Genomic DNA, 22,124 nt, shown 5'->3' with positions numbered 1-22,124 from the left:
ACCCACCACGACGATGACCTTTCAATAACACGATTGTGACTTTTTCAAGTGGATGTTTGTATCATTCGAGAGTACAGTTGATTTCGAAAGAACGTTGTGAGTTTGTAGAGGATGCTTGGGGTTTTCGGGAGAACAGTTGGAGTCTCGCTACCTTCAGGGACCTTGCGGAGTATGACCCCACTCGATGGCGTGAATATCTAATTTTGAAAAGAACATTTATGTAGAGGATGCTTGTGACTTTTCGGGAGAACATTTTGGAGTCATTTTGAAAGAACGTTTATGAGTTTCTAGAGGAAGTTTGTGATTTCGAGAAAACAGCTCTGGCTCTTACGAAAAACAGCCGGTGTTTATTGTTGTGTTTTCATGTTGTTTGTTGCGTTATTTTCGTTGACACTGTATTGCTTTTCCCAGTATGATAAAGATGATTTGAAACAGCTTTCTTTCGAATAGGAAAGGGGAATTTATACGATTATGAGCAACGATAAACAACTGCGTTTTCGCCAGGACGGCACTTTTAAAATCGTACAGTTTACCGACGTACACCACTCCGGCGAAGGCGAGAATAACATTCCGACTTTTGAATTGATGAAGGACGTATTGGCGAAGGAAACACCCGATCTTGTTGTATTTACCGGAGATTTGATTTGGAGCAAAGATAATCCGCATGCAAAAAGCGCATTTCGGGAAGTGACGGCCGTCGCCGAAGAAGCCGGCATTCCTTACACCTATGTGCTCGGCAATCATGACTCCGAGGGCGACATTCCTCGCGAGGAAATGTTCGCGCTGCGCGTTGGCGCGCCGTTCTCCCTTGCGGAGCCGGGACCTGCCGACATTAGCGGCGTCGGCAACTACGTGCTCAAGCTGCAAAGCGCAAACGGCGGAGACACCGAGGCGGTGCTGTACTTCCTCGATTCCGGCGATTATGCTCCGGAGCATATCGGCGGCTACGATTGGATCAAGCGCGATCAGATCGCCTGGTACGTTCGCGAATCAAGCGCCCTGACGCGCGAGAATGGCGGCAAGCCGCTGCCGGCACTGGCGTTCTTCCACATTCCGCTTCCGGAATACAACGACGTATGGGATTCCCGTACCTGCTACGGCTACAAGTACGAGGGCGTGTGTAGCCCAGTCATCAACTCCGGCTTTTTCACCGCGCTCGTCGAGATGGGCGACGTTATGGGCACGTTCGTCGGACACGACCACGTCAACGACTATGACGGCGACCTGCACGGCATCCGTCTCTGCTATGGTCGCGCGACCGGCTATAACACATACGGCCGAGACGGCTTCCCGCGCGGCGCGCGCGTCATTCAGCTGCGCGAAGGGCAGCGCGGCTTCCAGTCGTGGCTGCGCCTGGCCGACGGCACCGTCGTCGAGCAGCAAGTCGAGCATGCGCCTGCTGGACGCGTGCTGTCGGAGTAATAGGACGCGATCGATAAGATGCGACGGTCCCCGCACGGGAACGTCACGCGGAACACCCGCCGGACAATTGGTCGGCGGGTGTTTTTGTTGTGGGCGGCGGCGGACGGGCGATGCCTGCGCCGGTAGCGCTCTTATCCGCGGGCGGGCGGGGTCTTGCCGGCGGCGCTCTTATCCGCGGGCGGGGGGGCCCGCCCCGGCGTCGATTCTATCGGCAAGGTAAGGGCCTGCGGGAGGTTACGATATAAACGTTGAACACGTGATGCTTGTGTGTAGAGCCTCTTATTTTGCACTCAGAAAAAAATTTCTTAAATTCAGAAACATTTTTCTGAATTTCCCAGCCAATAAGCGGGTTTGGGAGAAATTCAGAAATTATTTTCTGATTTTAGCCAAAAATTTCTGAATTTCAGAAATTATTTTCTGAATCGATTACTGATTCGATTTAATCTACCGATTTTCAGAAATTACTTGCTGAATTTCAGCCAAAATTTTCTGAATCATCTCATCCGTCCGGTAAGCCGCTTCTGCCGCTCTTGCCGCTCTTGACGCTCTTGCCGCTTCTGCCCATTATTCGTTGAAATTCAACTCACTCCTCGCTTGCTGCAACCTCCTCCATTTCCATCCGTCCCCTCCCCGAAGCCAGAACCAACCGCGACCAAAGTCCAGTTTAAACCTCAACCTCGGACAGTACTTTCCGACCTGCGTCCTCCGGTATACTAAATCACAGCGAAACAAAAGGTGGAGGTTAAATCAATGAATGAAATGGCAGTATTGCAGCTGCGCAACGTAACGAAAAAAATCGGCCGGCGCACGATCGTCGATCATTTGTCGCTGGACGTGCCGAAAGGCGAAGTGTTCGGGTTTCTCGGACCGAACGGCGCGGGTAAAACAACAACGATCCGGATGATCGTCGGATTGATCCGAATGTCCGAAGGAGAAGTATATGTTAACGGCGTGTCCGTCCGTCGGAATTTTGAAGAGGCGATGAGCCGTGTCGGCGCCATCGTCGAAAATCCGGAAATGTACAAATATTTGACCGGCTATCAGAACCTTGTTCATTATGCCCGGATGCATAAAGGCGTGACAAAGCAGCGCATCGATGAAGTCGTCGAGCTCGTCGGTCTGAAAAACCGAATTCACGAAAAAGTAAAGCGGTATTCGCTCGGCATGCGGCAACGTCTTGGTGTCGCACAAGCGATTCTGCACAAGCCGTCCGTGCTCATTCTCGACGAGCCTACGAACGGGCTGGATCCCGCGGGCATCCGCGAGCTTCGCGATTATTTGCGCAATCTGGCGGAGAACGAAGGCATTGCGGTTGTCGTCTCCTCTCACTTGCTGTCCGAGATGGAGCTGATGTGCGACCGGGTCGCCATTATTCAAGCGGGGAAGCTGATCGATGTCCGCTCGCTCAAAGAAATGAAATCGAAATCCGCTGCGCACAACGTCTTTTTCGAGGTGAGTGATCCGGAACACGTCCGAATGCTGCTCGCGGCGGAGATGGGTCTGACGGATATGATCGTGCAAGGCGACGGCATTGAAATCCGCATCGAACGGGAACAAATCCCGGAACTGACGGAATGGTTCGTCCGCCAAGGCGTCAAAATTTACGGTATCCGTTCCATCAGCCAATCGCTTGAAGAACAATTCCTCGAAATGACAAGGAGTGAGCAAATTGTCTAGTGTTGCCGCATTGATACAAAACGAAAATATGAAAATATACCGCCGTCCCCGCACGTGGGCGATGATCGGCATTTTGATCGCCGCCATCGGGCTGATGGTCGGATTGATGAAATATTACGAACCGAAAGCAAGCACGACCGACTGGAAGCAGGAATTAACGCAAACGAATAAACACATGCAAGATGAACTCGCCAAGCTTCCTGCGGATGCCCAGCCAAACGAAAAGTCTTGGTATGAACGCTCGATCAAGAAAAACAACTATTATCTCGAACATAACATCAATCCGAACGAAAATACGTTGTGGAGCATCGTTCAATCTTCAACGAATCTGATTATGCTCGTGACGATCTTGACCGTCATCGTTGCGGCCGACATGATTGCTGCTGAATATTCATCGGGCACGATGAAGCTGCTGCTCATTCGCCCTGCGTCCCGGGCCAAAATTTTGTTGAGCAAATACGTATCCACGTTTATTTTTGCAATCGCGATGCTTGTCCTGCTGTTTTCCGTGACGTTCCTGCTCGGAGGCTTGTTCGAGGGCTTCGGCGGCTTCGACCAGCAAAACGTGTTTTTCGGCAATGACGGTGAAATTCATCAAAGCTCGATGGTTCTCGATGTCCTGCAAAAATACGGCTGGGCCGTCGTCGAGCTTGTTCTGTACGTCACATTCGCCTTTATGATTTCCGCCGCATTCCGCAGCTCGTCGATGGCGATCGCTTTTTCGCTGATGCTGATGCTGGTCGGCAACACGATAGTCGGCATTTTCCGGAACTACGATTGGATCAAATACACGCTTTTCGCCAACATCCATCTCAGCCAATATGTCGAAGGCGGCACGCCTCCTCGTCCGGACATGACGCTGATGTTCTCCATCATCGTGCTCGTATGCTACTTCGCCGTGTTCAACCTGGTGTCGTGGCTATTGTTCACGAAGCGCGACGTGACCGCGTAAGACGCGCGGAACATAGTGCGATAGCGACTGCGGCATCGATGCAATGCATACGCGATCGAAACGCCGGACCCGAATGGAAGCGAGCCGTCGGACTTAAGACACGTGGTGTGTAAGCGACCGCGGCGCTGGATGCAAGCCGTCGGACTTGAGACACGTGGTGCGTAAGCGACCGCGGCGCTGGATACGAGCCGTCGGACTTAAGACACGTGGTGCGTAAGCGACCGCGGCGCTGGATGCGAGCCGTCGGACTTAAGACACGTGGTGTGTAAGCGACCGCGGCGCTGGATGCAAGCCGTCGGACTTGAGACACGTGGTGCGTAAGCGACCGCGGCGCTGGATACGAGCCGTCGGACTTAAGACACGTGGTGCGTAAGCGACCGCGGCGCTGGATGCGAGCCGTCGGACTTAAGACACGTGGTGCGTACGCAACCACGGCGCTGGAAGCGGGCCGTCGGACAATAGACATTTGGCGTACACAACTACGGCGCTGGATGCGAGCGCGCCGAACCTAATACATGTAGTACTTGCGCGACCGCGGCGCTGGATGTGAGCGCGCCGAACCCTCATGGTTCGGTGTGCCGCCATCCGGCGCCGTTTTGCCGTTTAACGGGGGGCGAGCCGCCAAGCCCTACCGCTACAACGGCCTCTCGTCGAAAATAACTGGATTATACGTATTTATTTTTTACTCGTGTTCACCGGTCCGAACAATTACATGGATTTCCTGTATTTAATTTCTACATATTCGCCGCCAAATCGCGGATTGTTCAATTTTAACTACATGTTTTCCAGTTATTTCTCTCCAGAAAGGAATAACCCGCAAAATTAACTACATATTTTCCAGTTGTTCTGCTCCACTAGCCAATAAGCTCCTACTCTCGCCCCCCATGCCCCGCACCATCCCGCACCTATCCCGCACCATCCCGCATCATCCCGCACCTATCCCGCAACTAACCAGCAACTTACCAGTAATTAACCAGACATGGCACCTATTCTGCGCTTTCCCTGCACCAAGCACCTTTTCCGCACCTCCCCCGCACCCATTCCCGCTTCCAGCGTCCTATGTTTTTCGCGACCGAGCGTTGTCCATCCATGTCAAAAGTTGCTATACTGATCTTATTATTCATACTCGCTTGGGAGGAGTCGATCATGCTCCAGCCGCTTCCGCTAATGACGACGATGGATATTGTCGGTTATTCTATCGTAGGCGTGATCGCCGCCGCTATACTGATTACGATGTTTTTGCTGATCAAGGCAACGACAGACCAATCCGATAAACACAGCTACATGAAAGAGATCGTAGAAGCGCTGTTCGGGACACCCGCACATCTTCGCCAAGGCCAATCGGAAGAAAAAAAGACGGATGCCGCATCCGCTGCGCACCCGACGGAAGCGTTCGAAGAGGAATGCCCCGCTTGCCAGGCCAAAGTGACGCATCAAGACGCCGATTGCCCAGCCTGCGGTTTACGGTTATTGTAGTCGAGCTCATCAATCTACGAAAGCAGGTAAAATCCATGCGCAAATGGATCATCGCTCTCAGCGCATTCGCGGTTATGCTCGTCGTACCGCAAGCAGCGCAAGCCGGCGTCATGCCGGGCGCCGACAAATTGCCGCCGTACAGCGCGACAACACTCGAGAAGGCCAAGCTTCATCCCGTCCGTTATCTCACCTCGTTCAAGCATGCCGTCAATAAGCGGATTCTCGAGCTCACGCTGAATCCCGGCTTGTACAAAAACGCAGATTGGCAAAACGGGCTTGTCCCGAACGGCAAACATCTGATCGTCACCGAGCGTTATAAGGGCGACATCGTCGACCGGCTGCGCATTGGCGATTCGGTCGCCTCGGTCAAAGCACAGCTCGGCAAGCCAAGCTTTGTCGAGGAGGACTTTTTTTTCTATAAAACATCGCTATATTACATCGGCTTCAAAGGGAGCAAAACGGTTGAGCAAGCCGTCTTCGCCCAAACGCCTAAGCTGAAGGACGCCGACATTCTGAAGAAGCTCGTTGCGGCGTTGAACGCCAACGAAGACCTCGCCACAGTCGTTCGGGAGAATGCGTCCGCCAAAGCGTTTTTCGACAGCGACGGCCACATTCACGGCGGAGGATGGTACGCTAACGCGGAGGAAGGCGTCGAAGCCGTGCAATTCGATGACAATACGATTACGGTATACAATAACTTCGAAGGCAAGCTTTACGCTACTTCGGCCAAAAGCAAATACAAGATCGTGTTCGAGGACTACGATCAAACGATCCAACGCATGCAGTGGTCACTGAACGGTTACCTGGACATTCAGAACCGAATGAAAACCGAAGGACGCCCGTCACCCGGCAAAAAATATACGGCGCTGTACGAGTGGATCACCAGCGACTCGACTTACTTCATCATTCGCAGCAACGACAACAGCGCGCCGGACCAAAATATTCCCGGTATGTTTCAAAACTACTGGTGGCTGAATGACAACTACCTGATCGCCACCGAATTTATATCGCAGTACCCGTACATCATTCCGATTCGATCGGGAGCCGATGCCGAACGGATCGACGTGTTCGAGGCGGCCGGCATTAAGGCCGGCAACGATACTCTTGAAGATGTGCAGATTACGGACATCACGGCGAATGCCTTCGTCGTCAAATACGACGGAAAAACCGTTACGATCGCGTACACCATCGATAAAAACAACAAGCTGAAGCTGAGCAAAAGCAAATAAGCCGGCATAGGCAAAAAAAAAGATCTCCTTACGCTTCCAGGCGTCAGGGGATCTTTTTGCTACTATTCAGGACCGGAACGTTCTCCATCGGCATATTGCACGGTCACTTCGATATCTTGATTGTAGTTGCCGAACGATCGGCCGAACAGGCTGATTCCGCCCGCATATTTGGCCGATTCGGAGGCGGTTAGCCGAAAGGCGATTTCTTGCCCGAACGCGATGTTCAAGTCGTGAACCGTGACCGGAGATAGCTTAAGCCCATCCAGAAAAGTTCCCCGCTCATCCACGACAATCGTTTTCAGCAAACCGTGCTGCGTGCCAAGTTTGAACCATTCTGGCGTAAAAACGCCGCGGCTGGCACCATAATCGCCCGGACAAGTCCATACGCCCAGTTCCGTCCCGTTCACGCTGAAGGCGATGTCCGACGGCCACTGCTCATTGAAGCCGGGTGCCTCCGAGCAAAGCTCGAGACTGAGGCGCAAGGAACGAACCGATTGTCCGCGCAGCAAATAATTCGGTATACGGTATTCGATATACCCGCTCGCAAACCACAGATGCCCGGCCTTCACATGCTCCGGATCGGCAAAATAGCGCGGATCGTCCATTAAGCCGATCAGCTTCGTATCCGACGAAAGACCGCAGGTCGGCTTCACTTCGCATGCGGAATATTGTCCGATCGGGATCGACACCGAGTAGCTGTCCGCCGCGGCATTGACAGACCCTGACGGCGAATGTGCAGGTAGCGGGGATTGGAACAGCAGCGTCGCCTGTTCGACGGCAAGGCGGCACACTTTTTGCATCCCTCGTTTGCCTGCGGAGCTTTCGCAGCGGACGAGTCCGGCGTCCTCCAGCTTCTGTACATGCTTGGTAACGATCGCGGACGATACGCCGAGCTGTTCGGCCAACTCCTTAATATTTCTAGGCCGCTCGCCGAGCAGCTCGATGATCGTAACGCGGGTCACGGATGCGAAGCATTCCAGAACGGCGATATTGGCAGCGGTAACCTCGATGATCATGCTCCACTTCCTCAATTCGTTTTCCTCACATTATATAACCTACAAGTTAATTAATCAACTTTTCAGTTGACTTATATCCACCCTCATCCTATAGTAAAGCTGTATCATTTGCGTAATAGATCAGTTTTTGATTAACTTAAAAATTAACCAAAAGGAGCGAATCGAACGATGCAATTTCGCCCACCTGCCGTTCCGCTGGTAACGGTTGATCCTTATTTCAGCGTATGGTCCATGGCCGACAGGCTGACCGATGACGCGACCCGCCATTGGACAGGCAAACGCCACGGCATGACCGGACTCGTCCGGATTGATGGGAACGTATGGCGCTTCATCGGCCGTATGAGCGACGATGAAGAGACAGCTTCGGCAGGAAATAAATCCGATGCCGGGCATAACGGCACAGCGCCGAATCCGCAGGCAGTCGAAGAGCCGCCCGCCCTGCCGCAAACCGGCCTGAGCGTTCGCCCGACCTCGACCAAGATCACGTTCGAAGGCGGCGGTGTTCGCCTTATCGTCGAATTCACGACGCCGCTGCTGCCGGACGATCTCGAATTGTTATCGAGACCGGTCTCCTATGCGGCGGTACATATCGAGTCGATGGACGGCAAGGAGCACCGCGTAGCCGCTTATCTCGACGCCACCGGCGAATGGGCCGTCGACACGGCCGGGCAAACGGTCGTATGGGGCCGCAAGCCGCTGCCGCTGGACAGCGCCGCCGACATGCCGTATATTGGCAGCGAGCTGCAGCCGGTGCTCGGCAAAACCGGCGACGACACCCGCATCGACTGGGGCTACCTGTACCTCGCCGCGGATGCCGGCGAGCAAGCCGCCGTCGCAACGGCGATCGGCAGCGCCTCAAACCTGCGCGGCCAGTTCGTGGCAAGCGGCGCCATCGCCGACGAAAGCGGCTTCGCCATGCCCCGCGCCGTCCGGGACGGCTGCCCGGCGATCGCCGTGGCGCTCGACTTCGGCGCCGTCGGACGCCGCTCTCGGGACGGCCTGATCGCGATCGCCTACGACGATATCGCGGCGATCGAATATTTCGGCCGCCCGCTGCCGGCCTACTGGCGTCGCCACGGCGCCACGATCGAGCAGGCCGTCGCCGAAGCGCTCGGCGGCTACGCCGAAGTCAAAGCGCGCTGCGCCGCGTTCGACGAGGCCCTTATCGCCGATTCGCGCACGGCCGGCGGCGACCGCTACGCGGACATCGCCGCGCTGGCGTACCGGCAAGCGATTGCCGCGCACAAGCTCGTGGAAGACGAACAGGACGGCATCCTGTTCGTCTCCAAAGAAAACTTCAGCAACGGCTGCATCGGAACGGTCGACGTCAGCTACCCGTCGATACCGCTGTTCCTGCTCTATAATTCCGAATTCGTCAAAGGCATGATGCGGCCGATTTTCCGGTTCGCGCAGTCCGACGCTTGGCCGTTCGACTTCGCCCCGCACGACGTCGGACAATATCCGAAGGCGAACGGCCAAGTTTACGGCCTCGCAAGCGACGGCAGCCACCCGCATGAAAATCAGATGCCGGTCGAAGAATGCGGCAACATGCTCGTTATGGCCGCCGCGGTTGCCAAGGCCGACGGCAATGCCGCCTTCGCCGAGGAACATTGGCCGCTGCTGACGAAGTGGGCCGAATATTTGCTCCAGCATGGGCTGGATCCCGAGAATCAGCTGTGCACCGACGATTTTGCCGGCCATCTGGCGCATAACGCCAACCTGTCCGTCAAAGCGGTCATGGGCATCGCCGCTTATGCGCTGCTGTGCGGGCATCGAAACTTTGCCGCAGAGCAAGCACGGTACGCCGAAGCGGCTGCGTCCATGGCGAAGCAATGGCTGGAGAAGGCTCGCGACGATGAAGACGGCAGCAGCCAAGAGGAAGGCAGCCCGCTTCGCATTCGTACCAAATTAACCTTCGACAAACCCGGCACGTGGAGCCTGAAGTACAATATGGTCTGGGATACGCTGTTCGGCCTGAACCTGTTCTCGCAGGAGCTGAAGGAACAAGAGGTCGCCCGGTACGTATCGCTGCAGAACCGGTACGGCGTTCCGCTCGACAGCCGCGATACGTACACGAAGATCGATTGGATTCTGTGGGCGGCTTCGCTGACCGAACAGCCGCGGCAATTCGGAGCGCTGGTCGATCGCGTATGGACGTTCCTGAACGAATCGCCAAGCCGCGTCCCGATCACCGACTGGTATGACACCGTCTCCGGCAACCATATTCATTTCCGCAACCGCTCCGTAGTCGGCGGTTTGTACATGGAACTGCTAAAGCGGAAATGGCTCGGCCGGAATACGAGCCGTTCCGAATACCCCCGCCCGCAATTCCAGCGCGACGAATGGCTGACGCTGAACGGCAAGTGGGAATTCGAGTTCGACGACGCAGGCATCGGGTTCGCCGAGCAATGGCACCGTTCCGCAGCCCCCTTCAGCCGCACGATCGAAGTGCCATTCTGCTACCAAAGCAAGCTAAGCGGCATCGGAGACACCTCGGTGCATGACATCGTCTGGTATCGCAAACAAGTGACCGTCCCTTCCGGCTGGAACGGCAAGCGCGTGCTGCTCCATTTCGGAGCCGTCGATTATTCCGCTTGGGTATGGGTGAACGGCGAGCTCGTCAAGTTCCACGAAGGCGGACACACGCCGTTCCATGCCGACATTACCGACGTGCTGCAGGAAGGTGCCAACACCATCGTCGTCAAAGCGCAGGATTACACGTACGATCTTACGCTGCCGCGCGGTAAGCAGTATTGGAAAGAACATTCCGAAGGCATCTTCTACACGCGGACGACGGGCATCTGGCAGACCGTCTGGATGGAAGCGATCAACGATACCCATCTCGGTTATGTCAAAATAACACCGCTCCTCGCTACCGGCGAGGTTCGTCTAGACGCCAAGGTGAACGGCCTCTCCGCTTCCGCCGACACCCGGCTGAACGTCCGGATTTCCTTCCAGAGAAATCCCGTCGCGGAAGATTGTTACCGGTTCAACACATCCATCGAGTCCCGTACGATCCGGCTGCCGCTTTTTGATTCGTGGTGGAACTGTTGGACGCCGGAGCGCCCGAATCTGTATGACGTCGAATTTTCTTTGTTGGTGGATGGTACCGAGTCGGATCGGGCAACAAGCTATTTCGGCATGCGCAGCATAACGATCGAGGACGGCAAGCTTTGCTTGAACGGACAGCCTTATGCGATGAAAATGGTGCTCGATCAAGGCTACTTCCCGGAAGGCCTGCTCACGGCGCCGTCCGACGAACACCTGCGCCGCGACGTCGAGCTGACGAAGGCGATGGGCTTCAACGGAGCGCGCAAGCATCAGAAGGTCGAAGACCCGCGCTACTTGTACTGGTGCGACCGGCTAGGACTTCTCGTTTGGGGCGAAGCGGCCAACGCATACGAATACTCCGGCGAATACGTGCAGCGGTTCACCCGGGAATGGCAGGAAGCGGTGGAGCGCGACTACAATCACCCTTGCATCGTCGCTTGGGTTCCGATCAACGAAAGCTGGGGCGTGCCGAACATCAATAACGACCCGCGGACGCGGCACCATGCATGGGCGATGTACAATTTGACCAAATCGCTTGATCCGACGCGCCCCGTCATCTCAAACGACGGCTGGGAGCACGTCAAATCCGATTTGTGCACGATTCACGATTATGAATGGCAGCGTAGCACGCTGGAACAGCGTTATGTTTCTTTGGAGCCGGCGCTCTCGAACAAACCCGCTGGCAGAGCGATTTATGCGAAGGGCAGCGAATATGCCGGAGAACCGATTCTGATCACCGAATTTGGCGGCATCTCCTTCCGGCGCAGCGAGCAAGCGGGATGGGGTTATTCGAACGCCGTGAGCGAAGAGGATTTTCTGGAGCGATTGAACGCCGTCGTGAAGCCGCTGCTCGAATCCCCTGTCGTCCAAGGCTTATGCTATACGCAAATTACCGACGTCGAACAGGAGATCAACGGTTTGCTCACCTATGAGCGCAAGCCTAAAGCGCCGCTCAGCCAAATCAAAGACATCGTCGACGGGCGCTGGAGCTGACGGACAAGAGGCAGACCGGTTCGCGGGCTTTGCTTCATTCGTTCGTCGCGCCACGCCGCAACGCGAGCTGGGGATTTGCGCATATCATACTGCCTAACGGCCACGGAAGCCTGAGAATCTGCACGTATCTTCTGCCTCACAGCCACGGAAGCCGCAGAATCAACAACGCCGAACGGCGGCACAAACCGTGGCAATATGCGCATTCCCCCCTCCGCGAAGCAGCGACGGAAGCCGCAAGCAAGTTGACCTAAGTCAGCCGCTTGCGGCTTTTTTGCGTTGTGCCGATATGACGTTTGTCACCCGAGCTTCATGACAATATCTACTTAAATTGCACTTCGCGCCGCCCTATACTAAAAACATGATAATCAGATCGACGCGATACGCAATCCATTCGATACTTTAATTCCCACGAGGAGGATTCACGATGAATACAGCAATACCCGCACTTGAAATCAAATCCTTAACGAAGCAATACGGCAGCAAAACCGCTCTGCAGGACGTCACGTTAACCGTCAAAGCCGGCTCCTGCTTCGGCTTGCTCGGCCCGAACGGCGCGGGCAAATCGACCACGATGAAAATTTTGACCGGTATTCTGGAGCAGGATAACGGCACCGCCAAGCTGCTCGGCAAAGACATTCGCCAGCAAGCGGACGCCATCCGCCGGGAAGTCGGCTATGTGCCGCAAGATATTACGCTGTACGATACGCTCAGCGCTTACCAGAACCTCGTATTCTTCGGGGAAATGTACGGCGTAAGAGGAAACGAGCTGAAGACGCGGATCGACGAAGTGCTGGAGGATGTCGGCCTTGCCGACCGGGCGAAGGACGCCGTCAAAACGTTTTCCGGCGGCATGAAACGGCGGATTAATATCGCGGCCGCGCTGCTGCACCAGCCGAAAATCGTCATCCTCGACGAACCGACGGTCGGGATCGACCCGCAGTCACGGAACCATATTTTCGAAATGATCCGCAAATTGAAAAAAGACGGCGTCACGATCATCTATTCGACGCACTATATGGAAGAGGTCGAAACGCTTTGCGACGACGTCGCTATCATCGACCACGGCAAAGTGATCGTGCAGGGCAGCCTCGACCAATTGATCGACGAATACGCGATTAAAGCGGTATACGTTGAGCTGGAGAAATCGGCCGAACCGCCGAAGCTGCCGCAAGCGACCAAAACGTACGCCCAAGGACGCGGCTGGGTTATCGAAACCGACAAGCTGCTGCCTGCGATGCAGTCAATCAGCCAATCGATGCTGGAGCAAGGCGTTGCCGTCAAGGCGCTCGAAATTATGCGCCCTTCGCTCGAAAGCGTGTTTCTGAAACTGACCGGCACATCGCTGCGCGACTAGCGTTTTCCCGTTAATTGTTCCGGTCCCGATTTTATAACTATAAAGGAGCTCATATCCGATGATATTCAATATGATTCGTAAAGAAATTCAACTTTTGCTTCGCGAGAAAGGCACGTTTTTCTGGCTCATCATCCTGCCGATAATTTTCATCGTCATGTTCGCTTCGATCTTCGGCAATCAGAAAGACACGCTCACGATCCGCTATTACGACGCCGACAAGTCGGAGAGCTCGCAGCAGTTCGTTAGCGGCCTGAAGGCGATGAAAGGCTTTGATCTGGTGACGGATACCGAAACGCCGATCGCCGACCAAATCGAAAACATCAAGCAAGGCAAATCGACCTCCCTGCTCGTCATTCCGCAAGGCTTCGGCCAAACGATGCAAGCCGGCACGAAACCGGCCGATCTGGAGTTTTATCGCGATGCGGCAGCGGACACGGCCGTCGCTCCGGTCATTACCGCACTGCAGAACGTTGCTTACGGCTACCGCGAAGTGAAGCTGCAGAACGTATTGCAAGCCTCGGGCAAGTCGGAGAAAGAAGTGAAAGCAACGCTGGCCGCACCGTTCGACATTCAGGATAAAAAAGAAAGCAGCAGCAGTGTCAACGCCATTTCGCAATATGTTCCCGGCTATACCGTCATGTTCGTCTTCTTCATCTTAATTACGATGGTCCGCCGGTTCATCAAGGACAAAGAATCGGGCATGGTCGCCCGCCTTCGCAGCACGGCGATGAAGCCGATCCATTATTTGATCGGGATGTGGATACCGAACCTGCTCGTCGTTTTGATTCAATGCGCAGTCTTGCTTCTGTTCGGCAACATCGTCTATGACATGAGCTTCGGCGACCCGCTCGCCATCGCGCTGATCGTTATCTGCTTGTCCATTTGCGCAACGGGGATCGGCCTGGCGCTCTCCATGCTGGCCCGCAGCGAAAACCAAGGCGTCGGCGTGACGCAAATCGTGACGATGGGCGGCGCCGTGCTTGGCGGCTTATGGTTCCCTTATGATTTCATGCCGAAGTTCGCACAAGTTATCGGCAACTTCACCCCGCAGCACTGGGCGCAGCAAGCTTTCCAAGACGTGCTTGTGCGAGGCCAACACATTGCGGACATTTGGCTGGCGCTTATCATATTGCTCGCCATCGGCGCCGCCGGCGTCCTGATCGCGATGACCCGATTCAAACGCTTTATGCTTTCGGCAACGAACTAACCTATAGTGGAACCGACATCAACTTTCGCCAGTTGATCGGTTCCATTTTTTATTGCGAAGATCCGCCGCCATCGCATACGATCAATTTCGTAAAAAAACGATCATAAAACTACAAAATTACATACAAAAATAATCATCTTTCCTATATAATAAGGGTAAGATTACTTCATTCATGAGGACAAGGGGACAACGTTTATGAGCAAATTGCAGCAACTGAAAGACCAATTCATCGAAATGTACGGAGTTTCCGCGAATCCGATTCGCGCCTTCCATGCTCCGGGCCGCGTTAACTTGATCGGCGAGCATACCGACTACAACGGCGGCTACGTATTTCCCGGCGCGCTGACGTTCGGGACGACGCTGCTGATGCGTAAGCGCGACGACCGGACGATCCGGTTCGCTTCCACGAACTTCCCGGGACGCGCGGAAGTATCGGTTGATTCGATCGTTTATGCGAAGGAAGACGATTGGGCGAACTACCCGAAGGGCATGATTTATCATTTGCAGCAAAAAGGGTATAGCTTCGGCGGCTACGACGTGCTTTTCAGCGGCGAAATTCCGAACGGCGCAGGTTTGTCTTCGTCGGCTTCGATCGAAGTCGTCACCGGCTTCGGCTTCCTGACGATGGAAGGACAATCCGTCGATACGGTCAAGCTTGCATTAACGGCGCAAGAAGCGGAAAATAAATTTGTCGGCGTCAATTGCGGCATTATGGACCAATTCGCCGTGGCGAACGGCAAGAAGGATCATGCGATTCTACTCATGTGCGACACGCTCGAATATGAGCTTGTGCCGTTCGAAAGCGGCTCATATAAAATCGTCATCGGCAACACGAACAAACGCCGCGGATTGGTCGATTCCGCCTACAACGAGCGCAGATCGCAATGCGAGCAAGCCGTTCGTGATCTTCAGGGGAAGTTCCCGGACATCACCTTGCTGGGGCAGCTGACGCTTGCGCAATTCGAAGCGAACGCCGACCTGATCCCGGACCCGATCGTCCGGAAACGCGCCCGCCACGTCGTGGAAGAAATCGACCGAGTGCTGAAATCGGTCGAGGCGCTAAAGCAAGGCCGCTTGACCGAATTCGGGAAGCTGATGGTCGGTTCCCACGAGTCGCTGCGGGATTTATACGAAGTAACATGTCACGAGCTAGATACGATGGTCGACGCGGCGCTGCAAGTGCCGGGCGTTCTCGGTTCGCGCATGACCGGCGCCGGCTTCGGCGGCTGTACCGTATCGCTCGTTCATGAGAACAACGTTGCGGAATTTATTGAATCCGTAGGAAGCGTATATGCTGAAAAAACCGGCCTGAAAGCCGATTTCTACGTTTGCGACATCGGCGACGGCGTCAAAGAACTGGAGGGTGATTTGTAATGGCGATTCTCGTAACCGGCGGTGCCGGATATATCGGTTCCCACACCGTAGCGGAGCTGCTCGACCGCGGCGAAGACGTCGTCGTTGTCGACAACCTGTACCAAGGCCACCGGCAAGCGGTGCTTGGCGGCAAGCTGTATGTCGGCGACATTCGCGACAAGGACTTTATGGACGGCGTATTCCGCGCTCATGACATCGATGCCGTCATCCATTTTGCGGCCAACTCCCTTGTCGGCGAAAGCATGCAAAACCCTGCCAAATATTACGACAACAACGTTTACGGCACATTGTGCCTTCTTGAAAAAATGAACGAATACGGCGTGAAGCGCATTGTTTTCTCCTCCACCGCTGCCACCTACGGCGAACCGGAGCAAGTGCCGATCCTCGAATCCGACCGGACGTTGCCGACGAACGCTTATGGCGAAACGAAGCTGGCGATGGAAAAAATGATGAAATGGTTCGACGTCGCGAACGGCATTAAATATGTATCGCTTCGTTATTTCAACGCAGCGGGCGCGCATGCTAGCGGACAGATCGGCGAGGACCACGATCCGGAAACGCACCTCGTCCCGGTTACGCTTCAAGTGGCGCTCGGCAAACGCGAGCAGCTGTCCATCTTCGGCGACGATTACCCGACGGCGGACGGCACCTGCATCCGTGATTACTTGCACGTCAGCGATTTGGCGGACGCGCATATTCTGGCCGTGGATAAGCTGCGGAACGGCGGCGACAGCAGCGTGTACAACCTCGGCAGCGGCACCGGTTTTTCGGTGAAGGAGCTGCTTGAGGTGGCGCGCAAAGTAACCGGGCATCCGATCCCGGCTGTCGTGCAAGCGCGCCGTGCCGGCGACCCGGCCGTACTCATCGCTTCCAGCGATAAAATCAAAGCCGAGCTCGGCTGGAATCCGAAACGCGACAATCTTGAAGCGATTATCGCAAGCGCCTGGAACTGGCACAAGAACCATCCGAACGGATACGGGGAATAAAAGCGACAACAACATCACGGAAGGAGCCGTTCCGAACCCATGACGACGATAACGCAAGCCGAAGCGGCACAACAAATCGAACGCTTGCTGAAATACGCAATGTATCACAAACTGCTCGACAAGCTGGATCTGATTCCGACCCGGAACGCCCTGCTTGACCTGTTCGGCTTGAACGAGCCTTATGGCGGCGAGCTGGAATCCGAAATTTTGAAAGATCCGAACGATATTTTGAACCGCCTGCTCGATTACGCCGTTTCAACCGGCCTGCTGCAGGACGATACGGTAACGACGCGGGATTTGCTTGATGCGAGGATTATGGGGCTGCTCATGCCGCAGCAATCGGAGGTCGTGCGCAAGTTCCGTCAGACGTGCCACGTCAAGTCGGTGCGCGAAGCGACGAACGACTTCTACAAGCTGTCGATCGCTTCGAACTACATTCGCATGGATCGCATCAACAAGAACCAGTATTGGCTGGCGCCTACCGACTTCGGGGAGCTGGAGATTACGATCAACCTGTCCAAGCCGGAGAAGGATCCGAAGGAAATCGCCCTGCTCAAAACGATGCCGCAAACAAAAGCGAATTACCCGAAATGTCTGCTCTGCTTGGACAACGTCGGCTACGCGGGGCGGCTTGACCATCCGGCGCGGCAAAATCACCGCGTCATTCCGCTCGACCTGCGGGGAGAGCCGTGGTATTTGCAATATTCGCCTTATGTGTATTATAACGAGCATTGCATCGTTTTCCACGAGCAGCATATTCCGATGAAAATGTCGGCGCTCACGTTCGAGCGGCTGCTCGACTTCATCGATCAAATCCCGCATTATTTCATCGGCTCGAACGCGGACCTGCCGATCGTCGGCGGCTCGATTCTGAACCACGACCATTTCCAAGGCGGACGGCACGTATTCCCGATGGAAAAAGCGGGCGCCGAAGCGACGTTCATGCATCCGCGTTATGCGGGCGTGCAAGCGGCGATCGTGAAATGGCCGATGTCCGTCATCCGGCTCGCTTCGACGAACAAAGCCGAGCTGCTTGAAGCCGCTGCCGAGCTGCTCGCGCTGTGGCGCGAATACAGCGACGGCGCGTGCGACATCGCCGCGTACAGCGGGGAAGGCGACAGCCGCGTGCCGCATAACACGATCACGCCGATTGCCCGCCGCAACAGCCGCGGCGAATACGAGCTGGATCTCGTGCTGCGCAACAACCGGACGAGCGCCGAGCACCCGGACGGCATTTTCCATCCGCATCAGGAGCTGCACCACATCAAGAAGGAAAATATCGGCTTGATCGAGGTCATGGGGCTTGCCGTGCTTCCGGGACGGCTGAAGGACGAACTGGAGCAAATCGCCCGGCTTCTTGCAGGCGAAATGACTGGCTCCGACGGTGCCGCTGCGACGAGTCCGAATGCTGCCGCGGAACAAATCGCCGGCGATCCCGCTCATCCGCTGCACAAGCATGCCGCCTGGATCGACGAGCTGCTCGCCGCATATGGTGCAGGCTTGACCATCGAAACGGCCGCGGAAACGCTGCGCCGCGAGGTCGGCGTCAAATTCGCGCGCGTGCTCACCGACGCAGGTGTCTACAAACTCGACACCGCAGGCCGCGACGGCTTCCGCCGCTTCCTTGCGCACGCCGGCTTCGAAGGGCAGTAAACGGCCCTGCCTTAAACTCTCAGCAAACTATACGGACTTTTAAAGCTTTCAAAAAAGCGGCCTCCTCGGGGCCGCTTTTTCACGTTTACTTCGACTTTTTCTTCGCTGCCGATCTTCCTTGCTTCTTCGGATCGTCGGACGGCGGCGCTGCTTTCTGCGAGCCGTTCGGTCTGATGGAATCGTTCATGCGGAACACTCCTTTCCTATGGCCTTCTGTTAGTTATGCGCCAACGGAAAAGAAACTATGACGGGCGGATATGTCCCCGCCTCGGATGACAGTTCCTTACAAGTCAAGTGACAAAAATGCAAGAGTGCCCCGCAAATTGAAAGCTTAATCGATTTCCGGCTCGACCCCTCTTCGATACAATAAGGAAAGGATCAGCTCTTTACAAAATATTAATAATCCGAAAACTATGCACCGAAGGTATTCGTCAAAAGAAGTAGAACAAGGAGGAATTATTCATGCTCGAACAGATTCACCTGGAGATTTTCCGGTTCATCAATGACCTTGGCAAGCAATACGACGCCTTAAATCCCGTTGTCGTCGGCATCGCGGAGTATACTTTGTACGTTTTGGGCGCCGGCCTGCTAGTATATTGGCTCACCCGATCCCGCGCGAATCGCATGATGGTCATTCAAGCCGTATGCGCGTTTATTTTTGCGGAACTGCTCGGCAAAACGGCCGGAATGCTATACGAGCATCAGCAGCCGTTCGCCGTATTGCCGAATGTCAGTCAGTTGATCGAACACGACATCGATAACTCGTTTCCTAGCGACCATACGATTTTGTTCTTTTCGATATGCATGTCCTTCTTGCTCGTCCGCATGAAGGAAGGCTGGTTATGGCTCGCCCTTGCATGTTGTGTCGCGATTTCCCGGATCTGGGTTGGCGTACATTACCCGATCGACGTTGCCGTCGGCGCACTGCTGGGCATTTTGTCGGCTGTCGTCATGCATTTGACCCTACCTAAACTCGCTTTCGTTCGATCCTTGCTTGCGCAATACGAAAAAATCGAGCAGCGCATTTGGCCTATGCAAAATAAGAAACGTTCGCATAACTTTTAGTTCAATTATTGAAAATGCGATCCGACAATATGCTTTACGCGGCCCACTTGGCCGTCCGTCAGCCGGACTTTGATCCCGTGCGGGTGCGATGGCGAGTTGGTGAGAATGTCTTTAACGATTCCGCGGGTCAGCTTCCCCGTCCGCTGATCCGCCTTAAGCACGATGTCCACCTCCAGGCCGGCCGTAATCGCCTTGCGTGTTTGTCCATTCATGATGCTTCCCGCTCCTTATCTTCATCCTAAATCCTCAATTCCTTCTAACAAAAAGGCTGCGGCACAAGCCACAGCCTTTCCTTGAAACCTATATATCGCCAAAAATAAATCCGCGCCAAGCTAGCAACGGTTAGGACACGTTCGCTTCGTTATTCAGCCGGCGGCGTAAACGAACGTGCCGCAAATTCCGTATCGAGCATAAAAAACGCGTTGCTATCCTTGTCGATCCGCTTCAGCTTTTGAATAATGCTGTCGAACATCGCTTCCTCTTCCACCTGCTCGTCGATGAACCATTTCAAGAAGTTGATCGTTGCGTGCTCGCGCTCGTTCATGGCTACGTCGGACAGATCATAGATCCGGCGGGTAACCTCTTTTTCATGCGCATAAGCATGCTCGAATGCGTCCAATACCGACTTGTAATCGTTGTTCGGGTGCTCGAAGCCTTCAATAATGGCGCGTTTGCCGAGCGCATTGATGAAACGGAATATTTTCATCGCATGGAAACGTTCTTCCTCAGCTTGTACGATAAAGAAATTCGCGAAGCCGTCTAAGCTTTGCTCGGAGCAATAAGCTCCCATCGCCAGGTACACGTGTGCGGAGTAAAATTCGAAGTTCAGTTGTTTGTTCAACGCCTGCAGCAAGTTTTCGCTTAACATGGTTCGACCTTCCTTTACCTTATTCTTCAAAACGAGTGCGTATTCAAAGTATAACCGATTCGGCTTGAAAAAATCTACATTTTGTGCAAGCCCGCCCGAAATCGGGCATTCGCCCTCTCATGTGGATTGGAATACCACGAATAGGCCAGTATATATAAATAAAAGATTATTATGGCGGTGATGAGTTTGGGAGCCGTTGGGGAAACGTTATGGCGTGCATCGATCGGTTTTGCCGCTTTACTTGTAATCGCCCGCCTGCTGGGCGTGAAGCTGCTCGGCCAAATGACGTTTTTCACCTATATTACCGGTATAGCTATGGGCAACATGGCGTCGGAATTTGTCATTCATCCGGATATTGCAGCCACCAGGGGGATCAGCGGAATCGCCGGATGGGGTGCGCTCACGTTTATTGTCGAATACATCAGCCTGAAATCCGGCAAAGCGCGTGTCTTACTGGATAGCGAGCCGAGCATCGTCATTAAAAAAGGCGTCATTCAGCGTAAAACATTAAGCAAGCTGCGGCTGAATATGGATGATTTGCTCATGCTGCTGCGAAATAGCGATATTTTCTCGATCCGGGAGGTCCACTACGCGATTCTGGAGCCGAACGGACAAATCAGCGTTTTGAAAAAGGGGCCGGACACAGGAAAGTATTTGCCCACCGAATTGATCGTGGACGGGCGGATCGTCGCAAGCACGATCAAGGAGCTTGGACTAACCGAAAGCTGGCTGCATGACCAGCTTCGCAAGCTCGGATACAAGTCGTTCAAGGAAGTATTTTTCGCGGAGCTGCAAAACGACGGTTCGGTGTATGTCGCACAATCGGAGCAGAAATGATTGTTGCGGCGCGTTCTATTCTACTCTAAAAAAATGCCCTGCACGCATCCTTCGCGTGAACAGGGCATTTTGTGTATACGTCTTATTCGCGGGAATATACAAGAGGGTTCAGCGGACTAGCGGCGATATCGCCCGGTTTCAGCCCCGGCATCCAGTTTTCGATCTCGTGATATTGGCCGTTAAAGGTCGGCTCGGCAATCACCGTTTCGTCGGCCATATAAATGATCGTCATCACTTCGCGCATCGTATCGGTCGGGTTGCCCGGGGCGGAGTGCAGCGTCCATCCGGCATGGAATGTCGCGTCGCCCGCCGCCATCGCGCCGTAGTTGACCGTCGGCAGCTTTTTGCCTTCGATATATTGCCCGAGCGTCCGGTGGGATTCGTCCGAAATGAGCTGCCGGTTAATGAAGCCCCGCTTATGCTCGCCGGAAACGAATGTCATCGAGCCGACCGCCTCGGAAATCGGAACAAGCGGCATCCACATCGTAATCGTATTATTGGTCGCGAGCGGCCAATAGTTCTGATCCTGATGCCATGGCGTATGCCCGCCGCCGGGTTCCTTGAAGAGCGCCTGATCGTGATAAATGCGTACGCCTTTTACGCCCATCAAGTCGGCCGCGACTTTCGCGAACCGCCTCGCCAGGACGAACCGGCGAGCAATCTCATGCTTTTGCCACAGGTTGCCGATTTGGATAAACGCTTTGCCGTACGTGTCGCGTTCATGAATCGGTTTCGTATGATGATTGAGCTCAAATACAATATCGCGGATGACCGGCCGGTAAACCGCCATTTCCTCCGCCGTAGTCAAACCCCGGACTATCGTGTGCCCGTCACGGTCGTAGGAATCGATTTGGTCTTTTGTCAAAAAGAGCTCGTTATTCAGGTCAGGCAGTTGTTCACGATCAATGGATTGACTCATCGTGGATCGTCCCTTCTCTTTATGTTATGCTGCCATTATAACGAG

The 22,124-nt window shown here is 54.6% G+C and carries 17 protein-coding genes; 13 read left to right on the top strand and 4 right to left on the bottom strand.

Translation table 11 applies throughout. The annotated features are described in order from the left end of the window. The first annotated feature begins 471 nt into the window (after positions 1–471). The 5 genes from AC0LWM_RS16290 (at position 472) to AC0LWM_RS16270 (ending at position 6,756) form a co-directional block, all read left to right on the top strand. Complete coding sequence (locus tag AC0LWM_RS16290) at positions 472–1,422, top strand: metallophosphoesterase family protein (protein WP_474676021.1); 951 nt, start codon at positions 472–474, stop codon at positions 1,420–1,422. A 750-nt stretch (positions 1,423–2,172) separates the two neighbouring features. Beyond that, positions 2,173–3,099, top strand: a complete 927-nt coding sequence (locus AC0LWM_RS16285) for an ABC transporter ATP-binding protein (protein WP_474676020.1) — start codon at positions 2,173–2,175, stop codon at positions 3,097–3,099. Beyond that, on the top strand, positions 3,092–4,051 hold the full coding sequence (locus AC0LWM_RS16280) for an ABC transporter permease (RefSeq protein WP_474676018.1): 960 nt from the start codon (positions 3,092–3,094) through the stop codon (positions 4,049–4,051). Before AC0LWM_RS16285 ends, AC0LWM_RS16280 begins: the two co-directional genes overlap by 8 nt. 1,146 nt (positions 4,052–5,197) lie before the next feature. Further along, entirely contained in the window at positions 5,198–5,527 is a 330-nt protein-coding gene (locus tag AC0LWM_RS16275; protein WP_474676017.1) for a hypothetical protein, read from the top strand. A 35-nt stretch (positions 5,528–5,562) separates the two neighbouring features. Continuing rightward, entirely contained in the window at positions 5,563–6,756 is a 1,194-nt protein-coding gene (locus AC0LWM_RS16270; RefSeq protein ID WP_474676016.1) for a hypothetical protein, read from the top strand. 62 nt (positions 6,757–6,818) lie between these two features. Here AC0LWM_RS16270 and AC0LWM_RS16265 read toward each other — a convergent pair whose 3' ends face one another. Next, a complete protein-coding gene (locus tag AC0LWM_RS16265) occupies positions 6,819–7,772 on the bottom strand; it encodes an ArsR/SmtB family transcription factor (RefSeq protein ID WP_474676015.1) in 954 nt (317 codons plus the stop codon). A gap of 168 nt (positions 7,773–7,940) precedes the next feature. Between AC0LWM_RS16265 and AC0LWM_RS16260 the strand changes: the two genes are divergently transcribed. The 7 genes from AC0LWM_RS16260 to AC0LWM_RS16230 all read left to right on the top strand — a co-directional run bounded on the left by AC0LWM_RS16260 (position 7,941) and on the right by AC0LWM_RS16230 (position 19,455). Next, the gene (locus AC0LWM_RS16260) at positions 7,941–11,816 is read left to right on the top strand and encodes a glutaminase domain-containing protein (RefSeq protein WP_474676014.1); all 3,876 of its coding nucleotides are present in this window, start codon (positions 7,941–7,943) and stop codon (positions 11,814–11,816) included. 424 nt (positions 11,817–12,240) lie between these two features. Then, the gene (locus AC0LWM_RS16255; protein ID WP_474676013.1) at positions 12,241–13,170 is read left to right on the top strand and encodes an ABC transporter ATP-binding protein; all 930 of its coding nucleotides are present in this window, start codon (positions 12,241–12,243) and stop codon (positions 13,168–13,170) included. Between the two features lie 58 nt (positions 13,171–13,228). Continuing rightward, complete coding sequence (locus AC0LWM_RS16250) at positions 13,229–14,377, top strand: ABC transporter permease (RefSeq protein WP_474676012.1); 1,149 nt, start codon at positions 13,229–13,231, stop codon at positions 14,375–14,377. A 195-nt stretch (positions 14,378–14,572) separates the two neighbouring features. Next, positions 14,573–15,751: a galactokinase gene (locus AC0LWM_RS16245; RefSeq protein WP_474676011.1), complete on the top strand. Its 1,179-nt coding sequence runs from the start codon at positions 14,573–14,575 to the stop codon at positions 15,749–15,751. Continuing rightward, the gene (gene galE, locus AC0LWM_RS16240) at positions 15,751–16,737 is read left to right on the top strand and encodes a UDP-glucose 4-epimerase GalE (protein WP_474676010.1); all 987 of its coding nucleotides are present in this window, start codon (positions 15,751–15,753) and stop codon (positions 16,735–16,737) included. Before AC0LWM_RS16245 ends, galE begins: the two co-directional genes overlap by 1 nt. Positions 16,738–16,776: 39 nt before the next feature. Beyond that, complete coding sequence (locus tag AC0LWM_RS16235) at positions 16,777–18,390, top strand: UDP-glucose--hexose-1-phosphate uridylyltransferase (protein WP_474676009.1); 1,614 nt, start codon at positions 16,777–16,779, stop codon at positions 18,388–18,390. Positions 18,391–18,852: 462 nt separating this feature from the next. After that, a complete protein-coding gene (locus AC0LWM_RS16230) occupies positions 18,853–19,455 on the top strand; it encodes an undecaprenyl-diphosphatase (RefSeq protein ID WP_474676008.1) in 603 nt (200 codons plus the stop codon). Positions 19,456–19,460: 5 nt separating this feature from the next. On the opposite strand, the gene AC0LWM_RS16225 is transcribed toward AC0LWM_RS16230, so the two are convergent. Beyond that, entirely contained in the window at positions 19,461–19,667 is a 207-nt protein-coding gene (locus AC0LWM_RS16225; protein WP_474676007.1) for a YwbE family protein, read from the bottom strand. 149 nt (positions 19,668–19,816) lie between these two features. Then, positions 19,817–20,323 carry a ferritin gene (locus AC0LWM_RS16220; RefSeq protein WP_474676006.1) on the bottom strand — a complete coding sequence of 169 codons (507 nt, stop codon included), beginning with the start codon at positions 20,321–20,323 and terminating at the stop codon, positions 19,817–19,819. Between the two features lie 180 nt (positions 20,324–20,503). Here AC0LWM_RS16220 and AC0LWM_RS16215 point away from each other — a divergent pair, with 180 nt between their 5' ends. Next, positions 20,504–21,160: a YetF domain-containing protein gene (locus AC0LWM_RS16215; RefSeq protein WP_474676190.1), complete on the top strand. Its 657-nt coding sequence runs from the start codon at positions 20,504–20,506 to the stop codon at positions 21,158–21,160. A gap of 82 nt (positions 21,161–21,242) precedes the next feature. Here AC0LWM_RS16215 and AC0LWM_RS16210 read toward each other — a convergent pair whose 3' ends face one another. After that, positions 21,243–22,079: a phytanoyl-CoA dioxygenase family protein gene (locus AC0LWM_RS16210; RefSeq protein WP_474676005.1), complete on the bottom strand. Its 837-nt coding sequence runs from the start codon at positions 22,077–22,079 to the stop codon at positions 21,243–21,245. Between the last annotated feature and the right edge of the window lie 45 nt (positions 22,080–22,124).

This window comes from Paenibacillus sp. sgz302148 (assembly GCF_056120465.1).
Note: the sequence above shows the minus strand (reverse complement) of the source record. Positions and strands in the feature narration are given on the sequence as shown.